11 protein-coding genes are annotated in these 14,300 nt (G+C 73.1%); 5 read left to right on the forward strand and 6 right to left on the reverse strand.

Translation table 11 applies throughout. The annotated features are described in order from the left end of the window. The first annotated feature begins 12 nt into the window (after positions 1-12). Complete coding sequence (gene rpoC, locus JUB12_RS18750) at positions 13-4,284, forward strand: DNA-directed RNA polymerase subunit beta' (RefSeq protein ID WP_205696963.1); 4,272 nt, start codon at positions 13-15, stop codon at positions 4,282-4,284. A gap of 130 nt (positions 4,285-4,414) precedes the next feature. Here the strand turns inward: rpoC and JUB12_RS18755 are convergent, their stop codons facing one another. Further along, entirely contained in the window at positions 4,415-4,969 is a 555-nt protein-coding gene (locus JUB12_RS18755) for a hypothetical protein (RefSeq protein WP_205696964.1), read from the reverse strand. Between the two features lie 180 nt (positions 4,970-5,149). Between JUB12_RS18755 and JUB12_RS18760 the strand changes: the two genes are divergently transcribed. Both JUB12_RS18760 and JUB12_RS18765 read left to right on the forward strand, forming a co-directional pair. Next, positions 5,150-6,061, forward strand: coding sequence for a hypothetical protein (locus JUB12_RS18760; RefSeq protein ID WP_205696965.1), 912 nt, complete (start codon positions 5,150-5,152; stop codon positions 6,059-6,061). A gap of 26 nt (positions 6,062-6,087) precedes the next feature. Then, positions 6,088-7,215, forward strand: a complete 1,128-nt coding sequence (locus JUB12_RS18765; RefSeq protein WP_205696966.1) for an aromatic acid exporter family protein — start codon at positions 6,088-6,090, stop codon at positions 7,213-7,215. Here JUB12_RS18765 and JUB12_RS18770 read toward each other — a convergent pair. Beyond that, a complete protein-coding gene (locus JUB12_RS18770) occupies positions 7,212-7,874 on the reverse strand; it encodes an SseB family protein (protein ID WP_205696967.1) in 663 nt (220 codons plus the stop codon). The genes JUB12_RS18765 and JUB12_RS18770 overlap by 4 nt on opposite strands. A gap of 55 nt (positions 7,875-7,929) precedes the next feature. Then, the gene (locus JUB12_RS18775; protein ID WP_205696968.1) at positions 7,930-8,685 is read right to left on the reverse strand and encodes a MerR family transcriptional regulator; all 756 of its coding nucleotides are present in this window, start codon (positions 8,683-8,685) and stop codon (positions 7,930-7,932) included. Between the two features lie 154 nt (positions 8,686-8,839). Here JUB12_RS18775 and JUB12_RS18780 point away from each other — a divergent pair, with 154 nt between their 5' ends. Continuing rightward, positions 8,840-10,717, forward strand: coding sequence for a hypothetical protein (locus JUB12_RS18780; RefSeq protein ID WP_205696969.1), 1,878 nt, complete (start codon positions 8,840-8,842; stop codon positions 10,715-10,717). Between the two features lie 135 nt (positions 10,718-10,852). Here the strand turns inward: JUB12_RS18780 and JUB12_RS18785 are convergent, their stop codons facing one another. The 3 genes from JUB12_RS18785 to JUB12_RS18795 are packed head-to-tail and all read right to left on the reverse strand — an operon-like array spanning position 10,853 to position 12,825. Further along, complete coding sequence (locus tag JUB12_RS18785) at positions 10,853-11,449, reverse strand: TetR/AcrR family transcriptional regulator (RefSeq protein WP_205696970.1); 597 nt, start codon at positions 11,447-11,449, stop codon at positions 10,853-10,855. Positions 11,450-11,496: 47 nt separating this feature from the next. Next, positions 11,497-12,198, reverse strand: a complete 702-nt coding sequence (locus JUB12_RS18790; RefSeq protein WP_205696971.1) for a hypothetical protein — start codon at positions 12,196-12,198, stop codon at positions 11,497-11,499. Positions 12,199-12,237: 39 nt separating this feature from the next. Next, positions 12,238-12,825, reverse strand: coding sequence for a QsdR family transcriptional regulator (locus JUB12_RS18795; protein WP_205696972.1), 588 nt, complete (start codon positions 12,823-12,825; stop codon positions 12,238-12,240). Positions 12,826-12,885: 60 nt separating this feature from the next. Here JUB12_RS18795 and JUB12_RS18800 point away from each other — a divergent pair, with 60 nt between their 5' ends. After that, positions 12,886-14,196, forward strand: coding sequence for a triacylglycerol lipase (locus JUB12_RS18800; RefSeq protein ID WP_205696973.1), 1,311 nt, complete (start codon positions 12,886-12,888; stop codon positions 14,194-14,196). Positions 14,197-14,300: the final 104 nt, after the last annotated feature.

Consider the following 14,300-nt stretch of genomic DNA (forward strand, 5'->3'; position numbering starts at 1 on the left):
GAGAGCAGCACAGTGATCGACATCAACAACTTCGACGCCATCGAGATCGGGCTGGCGTCCAGCAAGCAGATCCGCTCGTGGTCGCGCGGTGAGGTGACCAAGCCGGAGACGATCAACTACCGCACGCTCAAGCCCGAGAAGGACGGGCTGTTCTGCGAGAAGATCTTCGGTCCCACCAAGGACTGGGAGTGCTACTGCGGCAAGTACAAGCGCGTCCGCTACAAGGGCATCGTCTGCGAGCGCTGCGGCGTCGAGGTCACCCGCTCGAAGGTCCGCCGCGAGCGCATGGGCCACATCGACCTGGCCGCGCCGGTCTCCCACATCTGGTTCTTCAAGGGCGTCCCGAGCCGCATCGGCTACCTGCTGGACATGGCGCCCAAGGAGCTCGAGAAGATCCTGTACTTCGCGGCGTCGATCATCACCTGGGTCGACCAGGAGGCGCGCTGGCGCGACCTGCCGCAGCTCGAGGCCGAGATGCAGGAGGAGCTCTCCCGCTACCTCGCCGAGCAGAAGGAGCGCGTGCAGGAGCTGCGTGACTCGCGCGAGGCCCGCATCGACTACCTCAAGACGGGCACCCAGTCGGCCTTCGGCGACGAGGACCACCTCTGGGCCGAGTCGCTGGACGTCAACGTCAAGAAGCTCTCCGACGACGAGCGCGACAAGCTCATCAAGGAGCTGCAGAAGACCTTCGCGTCGGACATCGACGACACCGAGGCCTACTACGAGGACGCCCGCCAGCGCCTCAAGGACGTCTGGAAGCTCTTCTCCAACAAGGAGGAGCCGGCCGACGAGCCGCCGAGCGAGGGCGAGGAGTGGCCCCTGAGCTCCTACGTCGACAAGGCGGCCGACAAGGACGAGTTCCGCCCGAAGACGATCATCGCCGACGAGACGTTCTTCCGGGAGCTCAAGCACCGCTTCGGCTCGCCGTTCGGCTTCGGCGAGTACTTCGGCGGCGGCATGGGCGCGGAGCACATCCGCACGCTGCTGACGACCAAGCCGGCCTGGGACCGCGAGGCCCAGACCCGCGAGGTCGACGCCGACCGCGCGCCGGGCGAGGGCCTGGCCCCGTGGGACGCCCCGGGCATCTCGCTCGACCACGAGCGTGAGGACCTCGAGGACCTCGTCAAGAACGGCAAGGGCCAGAAGCAGGCCCGCGCGGTGAAGCGCCTCAAGGTGCTCTCGGCCTTCCTGGGCTCCGACAACACCCCGGACATGATGGTCCTGGAGGCCGTGCCGGTCATCCCGCCGGAGCTGCGCCCGATGGTCCAGCTCGACGGTGGCCGCTTCGCCACGTCGGACCTCAACGACCTCTACCGCCGCGTCATCAACCGCAACAACCGCCTCAAGCGGCTGCTCGACCTCGGCGCGCCGGAGATCATCGTCAACAACGAGAAGCGCATGCTGCAGGAGGCCGTCGACGCGCTGTTCGACAACGGCCGCCGTGGCCGCCCGGTCACCGGTCCGGGCAACCGCCCGCTCAAGTCCCTGAGCGACATGCTCAAGGGCAAGCAGGGCCGCTTCCGCCAGAACCTGCTCGGCAAGCGCGTGGACTACTCCGGGCGCTCGGTCATCGTCTCGGGCCCGTCGCTCAAGCTGCACCAGTGCGGCCTGCCCAAGCTCATGGCCCTCGAGCTGTTCAAGCCGTTCATCATGGCCCAGCTCGTCGAGCGCAAGGCCGCGCAGAACATCAAGGCGGCCAAGAAGATGGTCGACTCGATGATCCCCGAGGTCTGGGACGTCCTCGAGCAGGTCATCCACGAGCACCCCGTGCTCCTCAACCGCGCGCCGACCCTGCACCGCCTGGGCATCCAGGCCTTCGAGCCGGTGCTCGTCGAGGGCAAGGCCATCCAGGTCCACCCGCTCGTCTGCTCCGCGTTCAACGCGGACTTCGACGGCGACCAGATGGCGGTCCACCTCCCGCTGAGCGCCGAGGCGCAGGCGGAGGCCCGGATCCTCATGCTCTCCTCCAACAACATCCTGTCGCCGGCCCACGGCGCGCCGCTGGCGACGCCGTCGCAGGACATGGTCCTGGGCACGTACTACCTGACGTACGGGCCGGAGGCGGCGGAGCTCTCCGAACAGCAGGAGAAGCTGCGCGCCGGCGAGTGGCCGGCGGGTGAGCCGCGGCCGCACGTCTACCGGACCGCGCAGGAGGCCGAGCTCTCCTACGAGGCCGGCATCGCCAAGCTCCACGACCTCGCGGAGTTCCGCCCGATGGGCCGCGACGACCACGTCCTCACGACGGTCGGCCGCATCCTCTACAACGACCGCATCGAGCGGTCGCTGGCCGAGGCCATCGGCGAGGGCTTCGACCCGGAGTCCTGGGTCTTCGTCAACCAGAAGATGAAGAAGAAGGACACGGTCAAGCTGATCGGCGTCCTCGTCCAGAGCTACGGCGCGACCGCCGTCGCCCTCGTGCTCGACGCGTTCAAGGACCTCGGGTTCAAGTACGCGACGCGCGCCGGCATCACGGTGTCCAAGAACGACGTCGTGATCCCGCCGGACAAGCAGGAGATCCTCGGGCGCTACGAGGGCGAGGTCGCCGAGATCCAGGACCAGTACGACATGGGCCTGATCACGCAGGAGGAGCGCCACGAGCTCGTCGTGCAGAAGTGGACCGACGCCACCGACGAGGTCGGCAAGGCGATGGCCCAGCACTTCGACCCGCTGAACTCGATCATGATGATGGCCGACTCGGGCGCCCGTGGCTCGATGTCGCAGATCCGCCAGCTGGCGGGCATGCGCGGCCTCATGGCCAACCCGAAGGGCGAGATCATCGAGCGCCCGATCAAGGCCAACTTCATGGAGGGCCTGACGGTCCTCGAGTACTTCATCTCGACCCACGGCGCCCGCAAGGGCCTCGCGGACACCGCCCTGCGCACCGCCGACTCGGGCTACCTCACCCGTCGTCTGGTCGACGTGTCGCAGGACGTGATCATCCGCGAGGTCGACTGCGGCACGGAGGAGTCCATCGCGATGGACGTCTTCGCCGCCGGCGGTGAGGTCAACGCGAACCTCGTCGGGCGCATCGCCGCCAAGGACATCAAGGTCCCGGGCGGCAAGGAGGTGCTCGTCCAGGCCGGTCAGGAGATCGACCTCGCCGAGCAGGCCGCGATCGCCGAGGCCTTCCAGGCCACGGCCGAGTCCGGCGCCCCGACGAAGGTCGAGGTCCGCTCCGTCCTCAAGTGCGCCGCGCAGACCGGCGTGTGCCAGGCCTGCTACGGCCGCTCGATGGCCACGGGGCACCTCGCGCAGATCGGTGACGCGGTCGGCATCGTCGCCGCCCAGTCGATCGGCGAGCCCGGCACGCAGCTGACCATGCGCACGTTCCACACCGGCGGCGTCGCCGGCGCGGACATCACGCATGGCCTGCCGCGCGTCGTGGAGCTCTTCGAGGCGCGCAAGCCCAAGGGCATCGCGCAGATCGCCGAGCAGGACGGCGTCGCCACGATCGAGGACACCGACAAGGCCCGCACCGTCGTCATCACCGACGACGGCGGCGAGGAGCACCGCTACACCTTCCCGCGGCGCACGCTGCTGATGGTGGAGCAGGGGGCCCGGGTCGAGGCCGGTCAGCAGCTCAACGAGGGCTCGCTGTACCCGCACGACCTGCTCAAGCTCCGCGGCCGCGACGAGACCGAGCGCTACCTCATCAAGGAGGTGCAGGAGGTCTACAAGTCCCAGGGCGTCGACATCAACGACAAGCACATCGAGCTCATCGTCCGGCAGATGCTCAAGCGCGTCCGCGTCGACCAGAAGGGCGACACGGACTTCCTGCCCGGCCAGTTCGTCGACCGCAAGGACTTCCTGAAGGTCAACGACGAGATCAAGGCCGCCGGCGGTGAGGCCGCGCAGTACGAGGAGATCATCCTCGGCATCACCAAGGCGTCGCTGAACACCGAGTCGTTCCTCTCCGCGGCCTCCTTCCAGGAGACCACGAAGGTCCTCACGGACGCGGCCCTCGAGGGCAAGAAGGACACCCTCAACGGCCTCAAGGAGAACGTGATCATCGGCAAGCTGATCCCGGCTGCCACCGGCCTGAAGCGCTACCGGCGCATCGAGATCGAGCCCGCGGAGCCGCTGCCCCGCGCGATCGACGACGTCGGCCTGCTCGACCAGGACGAGATCGCTGCCGAGCTCGGCCTGGGCGACGGCGACGGCCTCGGCGGCCTGGGCGGCTTCGAGTCCGACCTCGCCGCGCTGGAGGACATCGGCGCGGGCGGCACGGACCCGGGCTTCGCCGAGGAGCTCGCCGAGCTCGACGTGCCCGACGACCAGCAGTAGCTCGTCGTCGCATCTCGCAGCTGTGCGGAGGGCGCCCCGGCGGGCGCCCTCCGTCGTTCCAGGGCCGCGTTCTCCCATCGAGTGGCGTCTTCTCCGCTCCCCAGACGGAGAAGGCGCCACTCGATGAGGTCTACGCCGCGTCGTCGCGCGCCAGCCCGTCCGCGAACGCGTGGAGCTTCGCCGCCGCCGCGTCGTCCAGCCCGCTGGGCGGCCGGGTCTCGACCAGGAGCGTCGGGACCCGCAACGAGCGCTCCGCCGCCCACGCCCAGCAGCGCTCGTCCAGGACGTCGTCGACGAACGCCAGCGGGCGGTCCGGGCCGGCCCACGCGGCGATGGACGGGAGCTTCCAGTGGCCGCGCACGGACCGCCGGGAGGGGACCGCCTCCCCGGGCCCGTGGCCGGCGGTGCGGGCCGCGTCGAGCTCGAGGTAGGGGAACGGGCCGAGGCCCAGCGCGTGGGGGAGGTGGGTGTTGGCGCGCTCCTCCCAGCCACTGGCCCAGATGACGTCGAACTTCGACTGCAGGTCGGAGAGGTGGATGGCCGCCGTATGAGAGAGGTAGTGGGGAATGCCCTCGATGTCCGCCCATCGACCATCCGGCCAGGCGCTCTGCGGGGTGCCGGAGGGCCAGCCCCAGAGGCTCAGGACGCCGTCGATGTCGCAGAAGAGCGCAGGTCTGGACCGCAATGCAGGGAAGAACGCTACGGATGGCGGTGCGTTGACGCGGTCGCGACAGACTCTCGTTACCCTGGTCCAGGACCTCGCAGAGAGGTCAAGCAGCGCGGGAGCCCTGCCGATCCACATGGACGTCGGATCGGTGCTGGCTCCGAGAGAGACGCGCCGCAACGCCGCACCCACCCCCTCTGCATGACGATCCAGCTCGGAATCCTGCTGGCGCTCCTCTGCGCCATCGCCGCCAACCTCGGCAACTTCCTCAAGCACCGCGGGTGCATGGGGGCGGTCGCCGTCGACATCCGCCACCCGTTCAAGACGGCGCGCTCGCTCTGGTCCCAGGGCTGGTTCGCGGTCGGCATGGGCGTGGGCGGTGTGGCGTGGGTCCTCCACGTGGCCGCGATCTCGCTGGCTCCGCTGTCGGTCGTTCAGGTCGTCCTCGCGGGCGGCGTGGTGCTGATCGCCGTCATGGCCGATCGCATCTTCGGCATGCAGGTCGGCCGCCGGCAGTGGTGGGGCCTGGGCCTCACGGCCGTCGGCCTCGGGATGCTCGCCGTGACGATGCCGGTGAGCTCGGACTCGAACTCCTCCTTCACGCTGGCCCCGATGATCGCCTTCGAGGCCGGGCTGTTCGCCATCGGCGGCCTGCTCATCCTCGGCCCGCGGGCCGGCGCCCCCGCCGAGCACCACGGCGTGATGCTCGCCGCCGCCTCCGGCATCCTCTTCGGCGTCTGCAACGTCGCCGTCAAGGCCCTCACCGGCCTGGTCGGCACGCACGGCGTCGAGGGCCTGCTGACCCCGTGGCTCCTCGTCGCGATGGCCGGCTCCTTCACCGCCTTCTTCGCCTCGGCCCGCTCGCTGCAGGACGGCGAGGCGGTCGAGGTCATCGCCATCACCGGCACCGCGGCGAACATCGCCTGCATCGCCGGCGGCATCATCGTCTTCGGCGACCCCATGCCGGGCGACGCGCTGGGCATCGTCGTCCAGTCCCTGGCCTTCGTCCTCGTCATCGTCGCCTCGGCGCTGACGCCGGCCCCGCGCACCGACGGCCGCAAGGCCGGCGCCGGGATCGCCGCAGGCCCCGCCCCCGCGGGCGCCGCGGCCTAGCCCCGCTCGTCGGGTAGTGCCTCCGGGTGGCCCTGCGCCGCCCGGAGCTCCTCGGCCGCCTGCGCACCGCGTGGCGCGCGGCGACCGCCCGCTTGCGCGAACGCGGCTTCCTGCTCGTGCAGGCCGTCGTCGCCGCCGGCCTCGCCTGGGTCGTGGCCCACGAGCTGCTCGGGCGCGCCCAGCCGTTCTTCGCGCCGATCTCGGCGCTCATCATCTCCGGCCAGACGATGGCCCAGCGCACCCAGCGGGCCGTCGAGCTCCTGGTCGGCGTCGCCGTCGGGATCCTCGTCGCCGACCTCCTCGCGCTCGCCCTCGGCACCGGCACCGCGCAGCTCGTGCTCATCATGGGCCTCGCGATGGCGCTCGCCGTCCTGGTCGGCGGCGGGACGCTCCTCGTCACCCAAGCGGGCGTCAGCGCGGTCCTCGTCGTCACGCTCCAGCCGCCGCAGGCGGGCCTCGCGCCGCTGCGGGCGGTCGACGCGCTCGTCGGCGGGGTGCTCGCGCTGGCCGTCTCCGGCCTCCTGCCCAAGGACCCGTTGCGCCAGGTCCGCCACGACGGCCGGGCGCTGCTCGACGCGCTGGCCCGCACGGTCGGGGACGCCGCCGACGCGCTGCGCGAGGGCGACCGCGACGCCGCTGACGCGGTCCTCGTCCGCGCCGGCGGCCTCGAGCCGCTGCTGGGGCGCCTGCGCGAGGCGGTCGACGCCGGCCTCGAGACCACCAGGCTCGCCCCGGGCCGCCGCCGCGCCCGGCCCGGCCTGGCGCCCTACGCCGAGGCGCTGAGCTCCCTCGACGCCGCGGTGCGCGGCGTGACCGTCCTCGGCCGCGGCGTGCGTCGCGCGCTCGAGACCCGGGACCGCGTCCCGCCGGCGGTGCCCGAGGCCCTCGATGAGCTCGCCCGCGCGGTCACCCGCGTGGCGACCTGGCTCGAGGACCCGCGCGCCGGCGCGGACGCGCCCGACGCGGCGCTGGCCGCGGCCGCCCGCGCCACGGCCATCCTCGACCAGACGACGAACCTCTCGGTGAGCGCGATCGTCGGCCAGGTCCGCGCGACCGCCGTCGACCTGCTCAGCGCGACGGGCGTCGAGCGGCCCGCCGCGCGCGAGGCGGTGCGGGCGGCGCACCGCCCGGCGCCGCCGGCCCCTGCGCGCTAGCCGCCCAGTGGCGCGCCGAGCGCCTGCGCCTCGGCCCGGCGCTCGGCGTCGAGCACGACGACCTCCATCGCGCTGCCCGGCGCCACGTGCGGCTGCATGGCGCGCAGCACGGCGTCGATCGCCGCCGGCCCGCCGCCGTCGGCCAGCGCCACCGCGAGGCTCGGCTGGTCCCCGCGGTCCACGAGCCACACGGCGTCGATGCCGTCCTCGCCCGCGGCGGCCGCGCCGACGGCCTCGCGCAGCTCCTCGGTCGCCCAGGACCCGGCCGGCGTGAACGGGGCGTCGCCGGCGGGGCGGGGGAGGGCCGCGAGGCGCTCGGCCTCCGCGCGGCTGAGGTAGCCGCCCTGCGGGCGCTCGGGGTCGATGTCGAGGCGCTCGGCCGGCGTCGCCAGCATCTGGTCGAGCACGGCGCGGGCGTCGAGCGTCGCCCAGCGCTCGGGCCTGCCACGCCACGCGTCGGCCTCGGCCTGGTCGGTGAACGCCACCGCCACCTCGCGCCCGTCGCGGTAGCCGACGGTGCCGATGCGCGGGGCGCCGTCCCCGGGGTGCACCGGGACGACCAGCTGCGCCTCCAGCAGGGCGGGGCCGACCGCGCTGCTGTCGCCGGTCTCCTTGGCGACGGACAGGATCCGCCGCAGCTCCTCAGGGCTCGTGCTCATGGGCCCATCCTGCCAGCGCACGGCCCCGGCCATGCGCGACTCGCCGTCGCGGACCTCAGCGCTTGCGTGGCTTCTCGCCGCCGATGCGCGCGAGCTCGCGCTCCAGGGCGCGCTCGACCGCCTCGGTCATCGCGACGCCGAAGGCGCCCACCACGGACTCGGCCGCCAGCGGCCGGATGCGTTCGAGCGCCTCACGGACCTCCGGCCAGCGCTCCGCCGGCTCGCCCGCCTCGTGGAACGGGCGCCAGACGTGCTCGAGGAAGACCTTCACGTAGGCCTTGGCGATGGCCTCGCTCTCCTTGCGCAGGATCGCGCCCACCTCGACCACCGCGGTGAGCGGGACGCCGAGCTCGGCGAGCTCCGTGGCGACGCGGTTCAGGCGCGGGCTGGGCAGCTCCACGCGCCCGTCGGCGAGGGGTCGCACGAAGCCCTGCTTGACGAGCTTCTCGGTCAGCTCCGGGGTGAGCTGGTCCCCCCAGCGCTCGCCCAGCGCGGTGGCCTCGCGGATCTCGGGCTCCTCGTCGCTGAACGGCTGCACGACCGCGCGCGTGAACTGGAGGAGGGGCGAGACGCCACCCGGCGTCGCCTCGAGGATGCGCCGGATCGCCTCGAGGTTGAAGCCCTCCGCCTGGAGGTCCTTGACGAGCTCGAGGCGGGACACGTGCTCGGGCCCGTAGAAGCCGGTGCGCCCCCGGATCTCGGGCGGCGGGAGCAGACCCCGGGACTGGTGCGCGCGCACGTTGCGCACCGTCATGCCGACGGCCTGCGCGAGCTCGTCGATCGTCAGCTCGTCCTCGGGCTCGGCTGCCACGTCTGTGATCGTACGCACAGCGGATGCGACATCGATCGGTGTACCGTCGCCGCGGGTAGGGGTTACGATGCCGTAGCAATGGAGACTACGGGTCCGTAGGATCGGCTCCTCCACCCCTGTCCCGACCGACGACCTCCAGAGAACGGACCACCTCATGACGTCCCTCCTCGCCGCCACCTCCGTCGCGGAGAGCTCCCCCGCCGGGGGTGCCGCGATCGGCCAGATCGTCATCGCCACGCTCGGCGCGGGCGTGCTGACCACCATCCTGCTCGTCCTCGGCCTCGGCCACCGCAGCGGCAAGATCGGCCTGCTCGGCCGCTGGGCCGAAGGCGCCTCGCGCATGACCGGCCTGCCGCCGTGGGCCGCGCTGCCGACCCAGATCTCGACCCTCGCGCTCATCACCGCGCTCTTCGGGATGCTCTGGGACATCTCCCTCCACATCGACAACGGTCGAGACGAGGGACCGCTGGCCAACCCGGCCCACTACTTCATCCTCCTCGGGCTCTTCGGCATCTTCGCCGCCGGCCTCCTGGCGATCGTCCTGCCCGAGGGCCGCCCGAGCCGCGCGTCGGTGCGCATCACGCGCGACTGGTACGCACCCGTCGGCGGCCTCGTCTTCCTCGCCACGAGCTCCTTCTCGCTCATCGGCTTCCCGCTCGACGACGTCTGGCACCGCCTCTTCGGCCAGGACGTGACGCTCTGGGGCCCGACGCACCTGATGCTCATCGGAGGCGCCGGCCTGACGCTCCTGGGCCAGGCGATCCTGCTGGTCGAGGGCCGCAGCTCCGCGCCGTCGGCCTCCGCCGTGCCGCGCGGCTTCGGCAAGGTCCAGGACTACCTGCACCGCATGCGCTACGCCGCGGCGGCCGGCGGCCTGCTCATCGGCATGTCGACCTTCCAGGCGGAGTTCGACTTCGGCGTCCCGCAGTTCCGGCTGCTGTTCCACCCGGTCCTGCTCGCCTTCGCGGCCGGCTTCGCGCTGACCATCGCCCGCATGTACGGCGGGCGCGGCGCCGCCCTCTGGGCCGCGGTCTTCTTCATCGTCGTGCGCGGCATCATGGCCGTGCTGGTCGGCCCCGTCTTCGGCCAGTCGACGCCGTACTTCCCGCTGTACGTCGTCGAGGCACTGGCGGTGGAGGCCGTCGCGCTGTTCGTCTCGACGCGCCGCCCGTACACCTTCGGCGCCCTGGCCGGCCTGGCCGTCGGCACCGTCGGCTTCCTCGGCGAGTACGCGTGGACGCAGGTCGGCTTCCCCATCGCGTGGCCGTCGCACCTGCTGCTCGACGGCGCGGTCGTCGTCCCGCTCACGGGCGTCGCGGCCGGCCTCATCGGCGCCTTCGTCGGCACGATCCTCGCGGCCGCCCGCCGCGGCGAGCCGATCCCGCGACCGAGCCTCGCGCCGTCCGCGGCCGCGCTCGTGGCGATCTGCGCGGTCGTCGCGTTCGGCCTCAACACGAAGCCCGAGCCCGGCGTCCAGGCCGTCATGACGCTCTCCGACGCGACGCCGGGTCCCGACCGCACGGTGAACGCCACGGTGCGCATCGAGCCGGCCTCGGCGGCCAAGGACGCCGACTGGGTGACGATGACCGCCTGGCAGGGCAAGGGCTTCCACCTCGACCACCTGGAGGAGACGGCGCCCGGCGTGTTCCGCACGACGGAGCCGGTGCCCGTCCACGGCACGTGGAAGGCGCTCGTGCGCCTGCACAAGGGCGACGCGCTCATGGGCGTCCCGGTCTACCTGCCCCGTGACACCGCCATCCCGGCGCCCGAGGTCCCGGCGCAGGCGCAGATGACGCGGGCGTTCACCGACGACAAGTCGATCCTCCAGCGCGAGGCCAAGGACGGCGTCTCGCAGGCGCTGTGGAGCGTCGGCTACGCGGTGGTCGGCCTCATCACGCTGTCGCTGGTCGTCGCGCTGGCGTGGGCGCTGACCCGGATCTCCGACGCGCTGGGCGGCCAGCCGCGCCGGCGCCGGCGGCGCGCGGCGACGGGCCCGGCCGTGCCGGCCGGCGGGGCGGGGGCGGCGGCATGATCGTCGCCCACGCCGGCCACTGGCTGATCTCGCTGGGCTTCGCCGGTCCGCCGGTCGCCTCGTCGGGGCGCTCGTGGCGATGGGCGTGCGCGACCGCCGGCGTGGCGACTGGGACGAGACCGAGCTCGACGTCGCCTAGCGCGCGAGCGCGGCGGCGACGAGGGCCGTGGCGGCGTCGCCCGCCGCGGCCATCGCCTCGGTCGAGCGCGCGGCGCGGCTGAGCAGGAACGCGCCCTCGATCAGGGCGACGAGCTGGAGGCCCAGCGCGCGCGCGGGCTCGGGCGCCACGCCCGCGGCCTCGGCGCGCACCGCGAACGCCCGGACCCAGCTCTCGAAGGCCTCGTCGGCCGCCACCCGCAGGCGCTCGTGGGTGCTGGCGACCTCGCCCGCGACCGTCCCGATCGGGCAGGCGTCGAGGAAGTCGGTGGCCGTCAGCGTCTCGCCGGCACCGGTGAAGAACTCACGCGTGCCGGTCTCGAGGTCGGGCGCCGCGTCGGCGATCGTCTCGAACAGCGTGAGGAAGAACCGCCCGCCGACGCGCAGCACCTCCTCGCCGAGCTGCTCCTTGCCCTCGGGGAAGAAGTGGTAGAGCGAGCCGAAGGGCGCCTGGGCCTGGGTGATGACCTGCTTGACGCCGGTCCCGCCGTAGCCCTGGCGGCGGAAGAGCTCGGCGGCGGCGTAGAGGATCCGCTCGCGCGTCGGGACCTGCTGCTCCTGCGGCGCCGTGGCCATGGCGCCACTCTAGGGCGCGGTGGAGCGATCGCTCCACCGGCGCCCGCTCAGCCGCCGGGCCGGGCCTCCTCGAGCGACCCGCCCAGGCGCCGGTCGAGGTTGCGCAGCCGCTGCAGCGCCTCGGTCTGCGTCGTGTCGAGCCGGCGCAGGATCGTCAGCGTCTCCCGGCCGATGCGGGCGAGCTCGAGCGTGGCGGGCGTGGCCTGGTCAGCGCGCCGGCGCAGCCGGACGGTCTCGTCCACCAGCGCGCCCGTCGCGGCCCGCAGCGCCCGCGTGTCGCGCGGCAGCCGCGTCAGCAGGCCGGACTCCCGCGCGTCGCGCAGCGCCTCGCGCGCGCCGCGCAGGACGATCGACGTGCGTCCGAGCAGCGAGCGGTCCTGCACCTCGCCACCCACCTCGAGCACGGTCTGGAGCGCCCGCACCATCCGGCCGTCGTCGGCCAGCTGCTCGGCGAGCGGCACCGTCGTGCGCAGCAGCCGCCGCGTGCGCCGGGTGACCTCGCGCGTCGGCGCCGCCTGCTGGCGCGCCTCGGCCAGGACCGGCGCCGCCGCCCGCAGGATCGGCAGGGTCTCCCGCACGAGCTGGGTCTGCTTGCGGTCCTGGTCGCGGACCGTGCGCAGCTGGTCGGTGAAGACGTAGCCGGCGACGAGGAAGAACGTCAGCGCGGCGACGCCGAAGGCGATGAGCAGGGCCCAGGCCTTCGCGGGCAGGGTGACCTGGATCGGCCCGTCGGCGGAGTCGAGCTGCACCGGCGCCAGCTACCCGGCCCGGCGTGCGGCAACCGCCGCTCAGCGCAGGAGCGCCCGGATGGCCTGTCCCGCCTTGGCCGGGTCTGGCTGTCCGCCGGCGATCATGTCGACGTAGAAGAACGACTCGTTGATGCGCACGATCAGGTAGGCGAGGTCGTCGACCTCGAGGGGCAGCGGGCGGCCGGGCAGCTCGTCGAGCAGCAGGTCGCGCGTCCACGTGACCAGGTGGCCCTGGAAGCGGCTGTGGTGGGTGGTGAGGATCCGCAGGGCGATCTCGCGCTCGCGGGCGAGGAAGGCGCGCATCGGCGCGTAGGCCTGCACGTCCTCGAGGAAGGCCTGGAGCGTCGTGGCGACGCCCTCGCCGCCGGTCGCCGTCGTGCGCGAGCGGGCGCCGTCGAGGGTCGGCCGGCCCAGCGACCACAGCACCTCGCCGAGCAGGACGTCGCGCGAGCCCACCCAGCGGTTCAGCGTCACCCGGCTCACGCCCAGGGTCTGGGCCAGCGCCGTCATCTCCACCCGCTCGCCCGCCATGAACTGCCGGCGCGCGAGCTTGAACGCGTCCAGCGCGGTCGGTCGCGGCGGCGCGGCGTCCGCGTCCAGCTGCCGCTCGAGGGCCGTCCGCTTCACGGTGACAGTCCTACCAGACGCAACGTTGCGTTTACGGATCGAGATGTGTAAACATCGGCCATGGTCCTCCGCTCGACCCTGCAGACGGCGTGCGCGCTCCTGGCCTGCCTCGTCCTGGTCCTCGTCGCCGCGGCCCCGTCGGGCGCCGACGACGTCCCGCCCCTGGACCGTCCCGGCCCCTCCCTGACGCCGCCGGCCAAGGACCTGCGCGCGAGCCTGACCTGCACGGGCGACCTCGACGGCAGCGCCGTCGCGCCGGTGCTGCTCGTCGCGGGCACGACGGTCAACTCGAAGGAGAACTTCGGCTGGAACTGGATGCCGTACCTCAAGCGCCTGGGCATCCCCTTCTGCGCGTCGGACCTCCCGGGTCGCCTGGCGCAGAACATGGGCGACATCCAGGCCCGGGGCGAGTACCTCGTCCACGCCATCCGCTGGATGCACGAGCGCGCCGGGCGCCGCATCGCGATCATGGGCCACAGCCAGGGCGGCATGGCGATGCGCTGGGCGCTGCGCTTCTGGCCGGACACGCGGGCGATGGTCGACGACGTCATCGGGTTCGCGGCCACGAACCACGGGTCGTTCGTGATCAACGCGCTGTGCGTGCCGAACTGCAGCGCGGCCCTGCGCCAGCAGCTGGACACCTCGCGCTTCCTGCGGGCGCTCAACTCGGGCGCCGAGACCTTCGCGGGCATCAGCTACACCGAGGTCTACACGCACACCGACGAGTTCGTGCAGCCCAACCTCGACGACGGCGGCACCTCGTCGCTGCACACCGGCCAGGGTCGGATCTCGAACGTCGCGGTGCAGGAGATCTGCCCGACCGGCGCCCCCGAGCACCTGCTGGTCGCGACGACCGACCCGGCGGCGGCCGCGCTCGCGGTGGACGCGCTGACCCACGACGGGCCGGCGGACCCGTCGCGCATCGACCGCGGGGTCTGCACCGTGCCGTTCATGCCGGGCGTGGACCCCGTGACCGGGCCGGTGCAGTTCGCCGGCGCGGGGGTCCGGATCGCCGCGCAGCTCACCGTGCAGGGCGAGCGCGTGGACCGCGAGCCCCCGCTGGCCTGCTACGCGACGGCGCGGGGCTGTCCCGGCCACGGCGACGCCCCTGCCGCACCGGCGGCCAGCGCCGCGGCGTGCACCCGGCGTCCCCGCGTCACGGTCGCGCTGCGCGGTCTCGGCTTCCGCGTGCGGCGCGTCACCGCCGGCGGCAGGCGCCTGCGCGTGGTGCGGCGTCGCAGCGGGCGGTCCGTCGTCGTCGACCTGCGACGGGTGCCCGCCGGGGGTCGGGTCGTCGTGCGCCTGCGCGGCGTGACGGCCACCGGGCGCGAGCGCACCGCCACGAGGACGATCCGGCGCTGCGCGGTCTAGGACGACAGCCGTCCATGCAGGGTGGCGGTGCGTCGCCCGGTCTGGTTAGGGTCGCTAACGAGGAGATGGAGCCCGCGATCCCTGAGCGGTCGGCGACCCCTGCG

The sequence above is a fragment of the Conexibacter sp. SYSU D00693 genome (assembly GCF_017084525.1).
Lineage (GTDB): Bacteria > Actinomycetota > Thermoleophilia > Solirubrobacterales > Solirubrobacteraceae > Baekduia.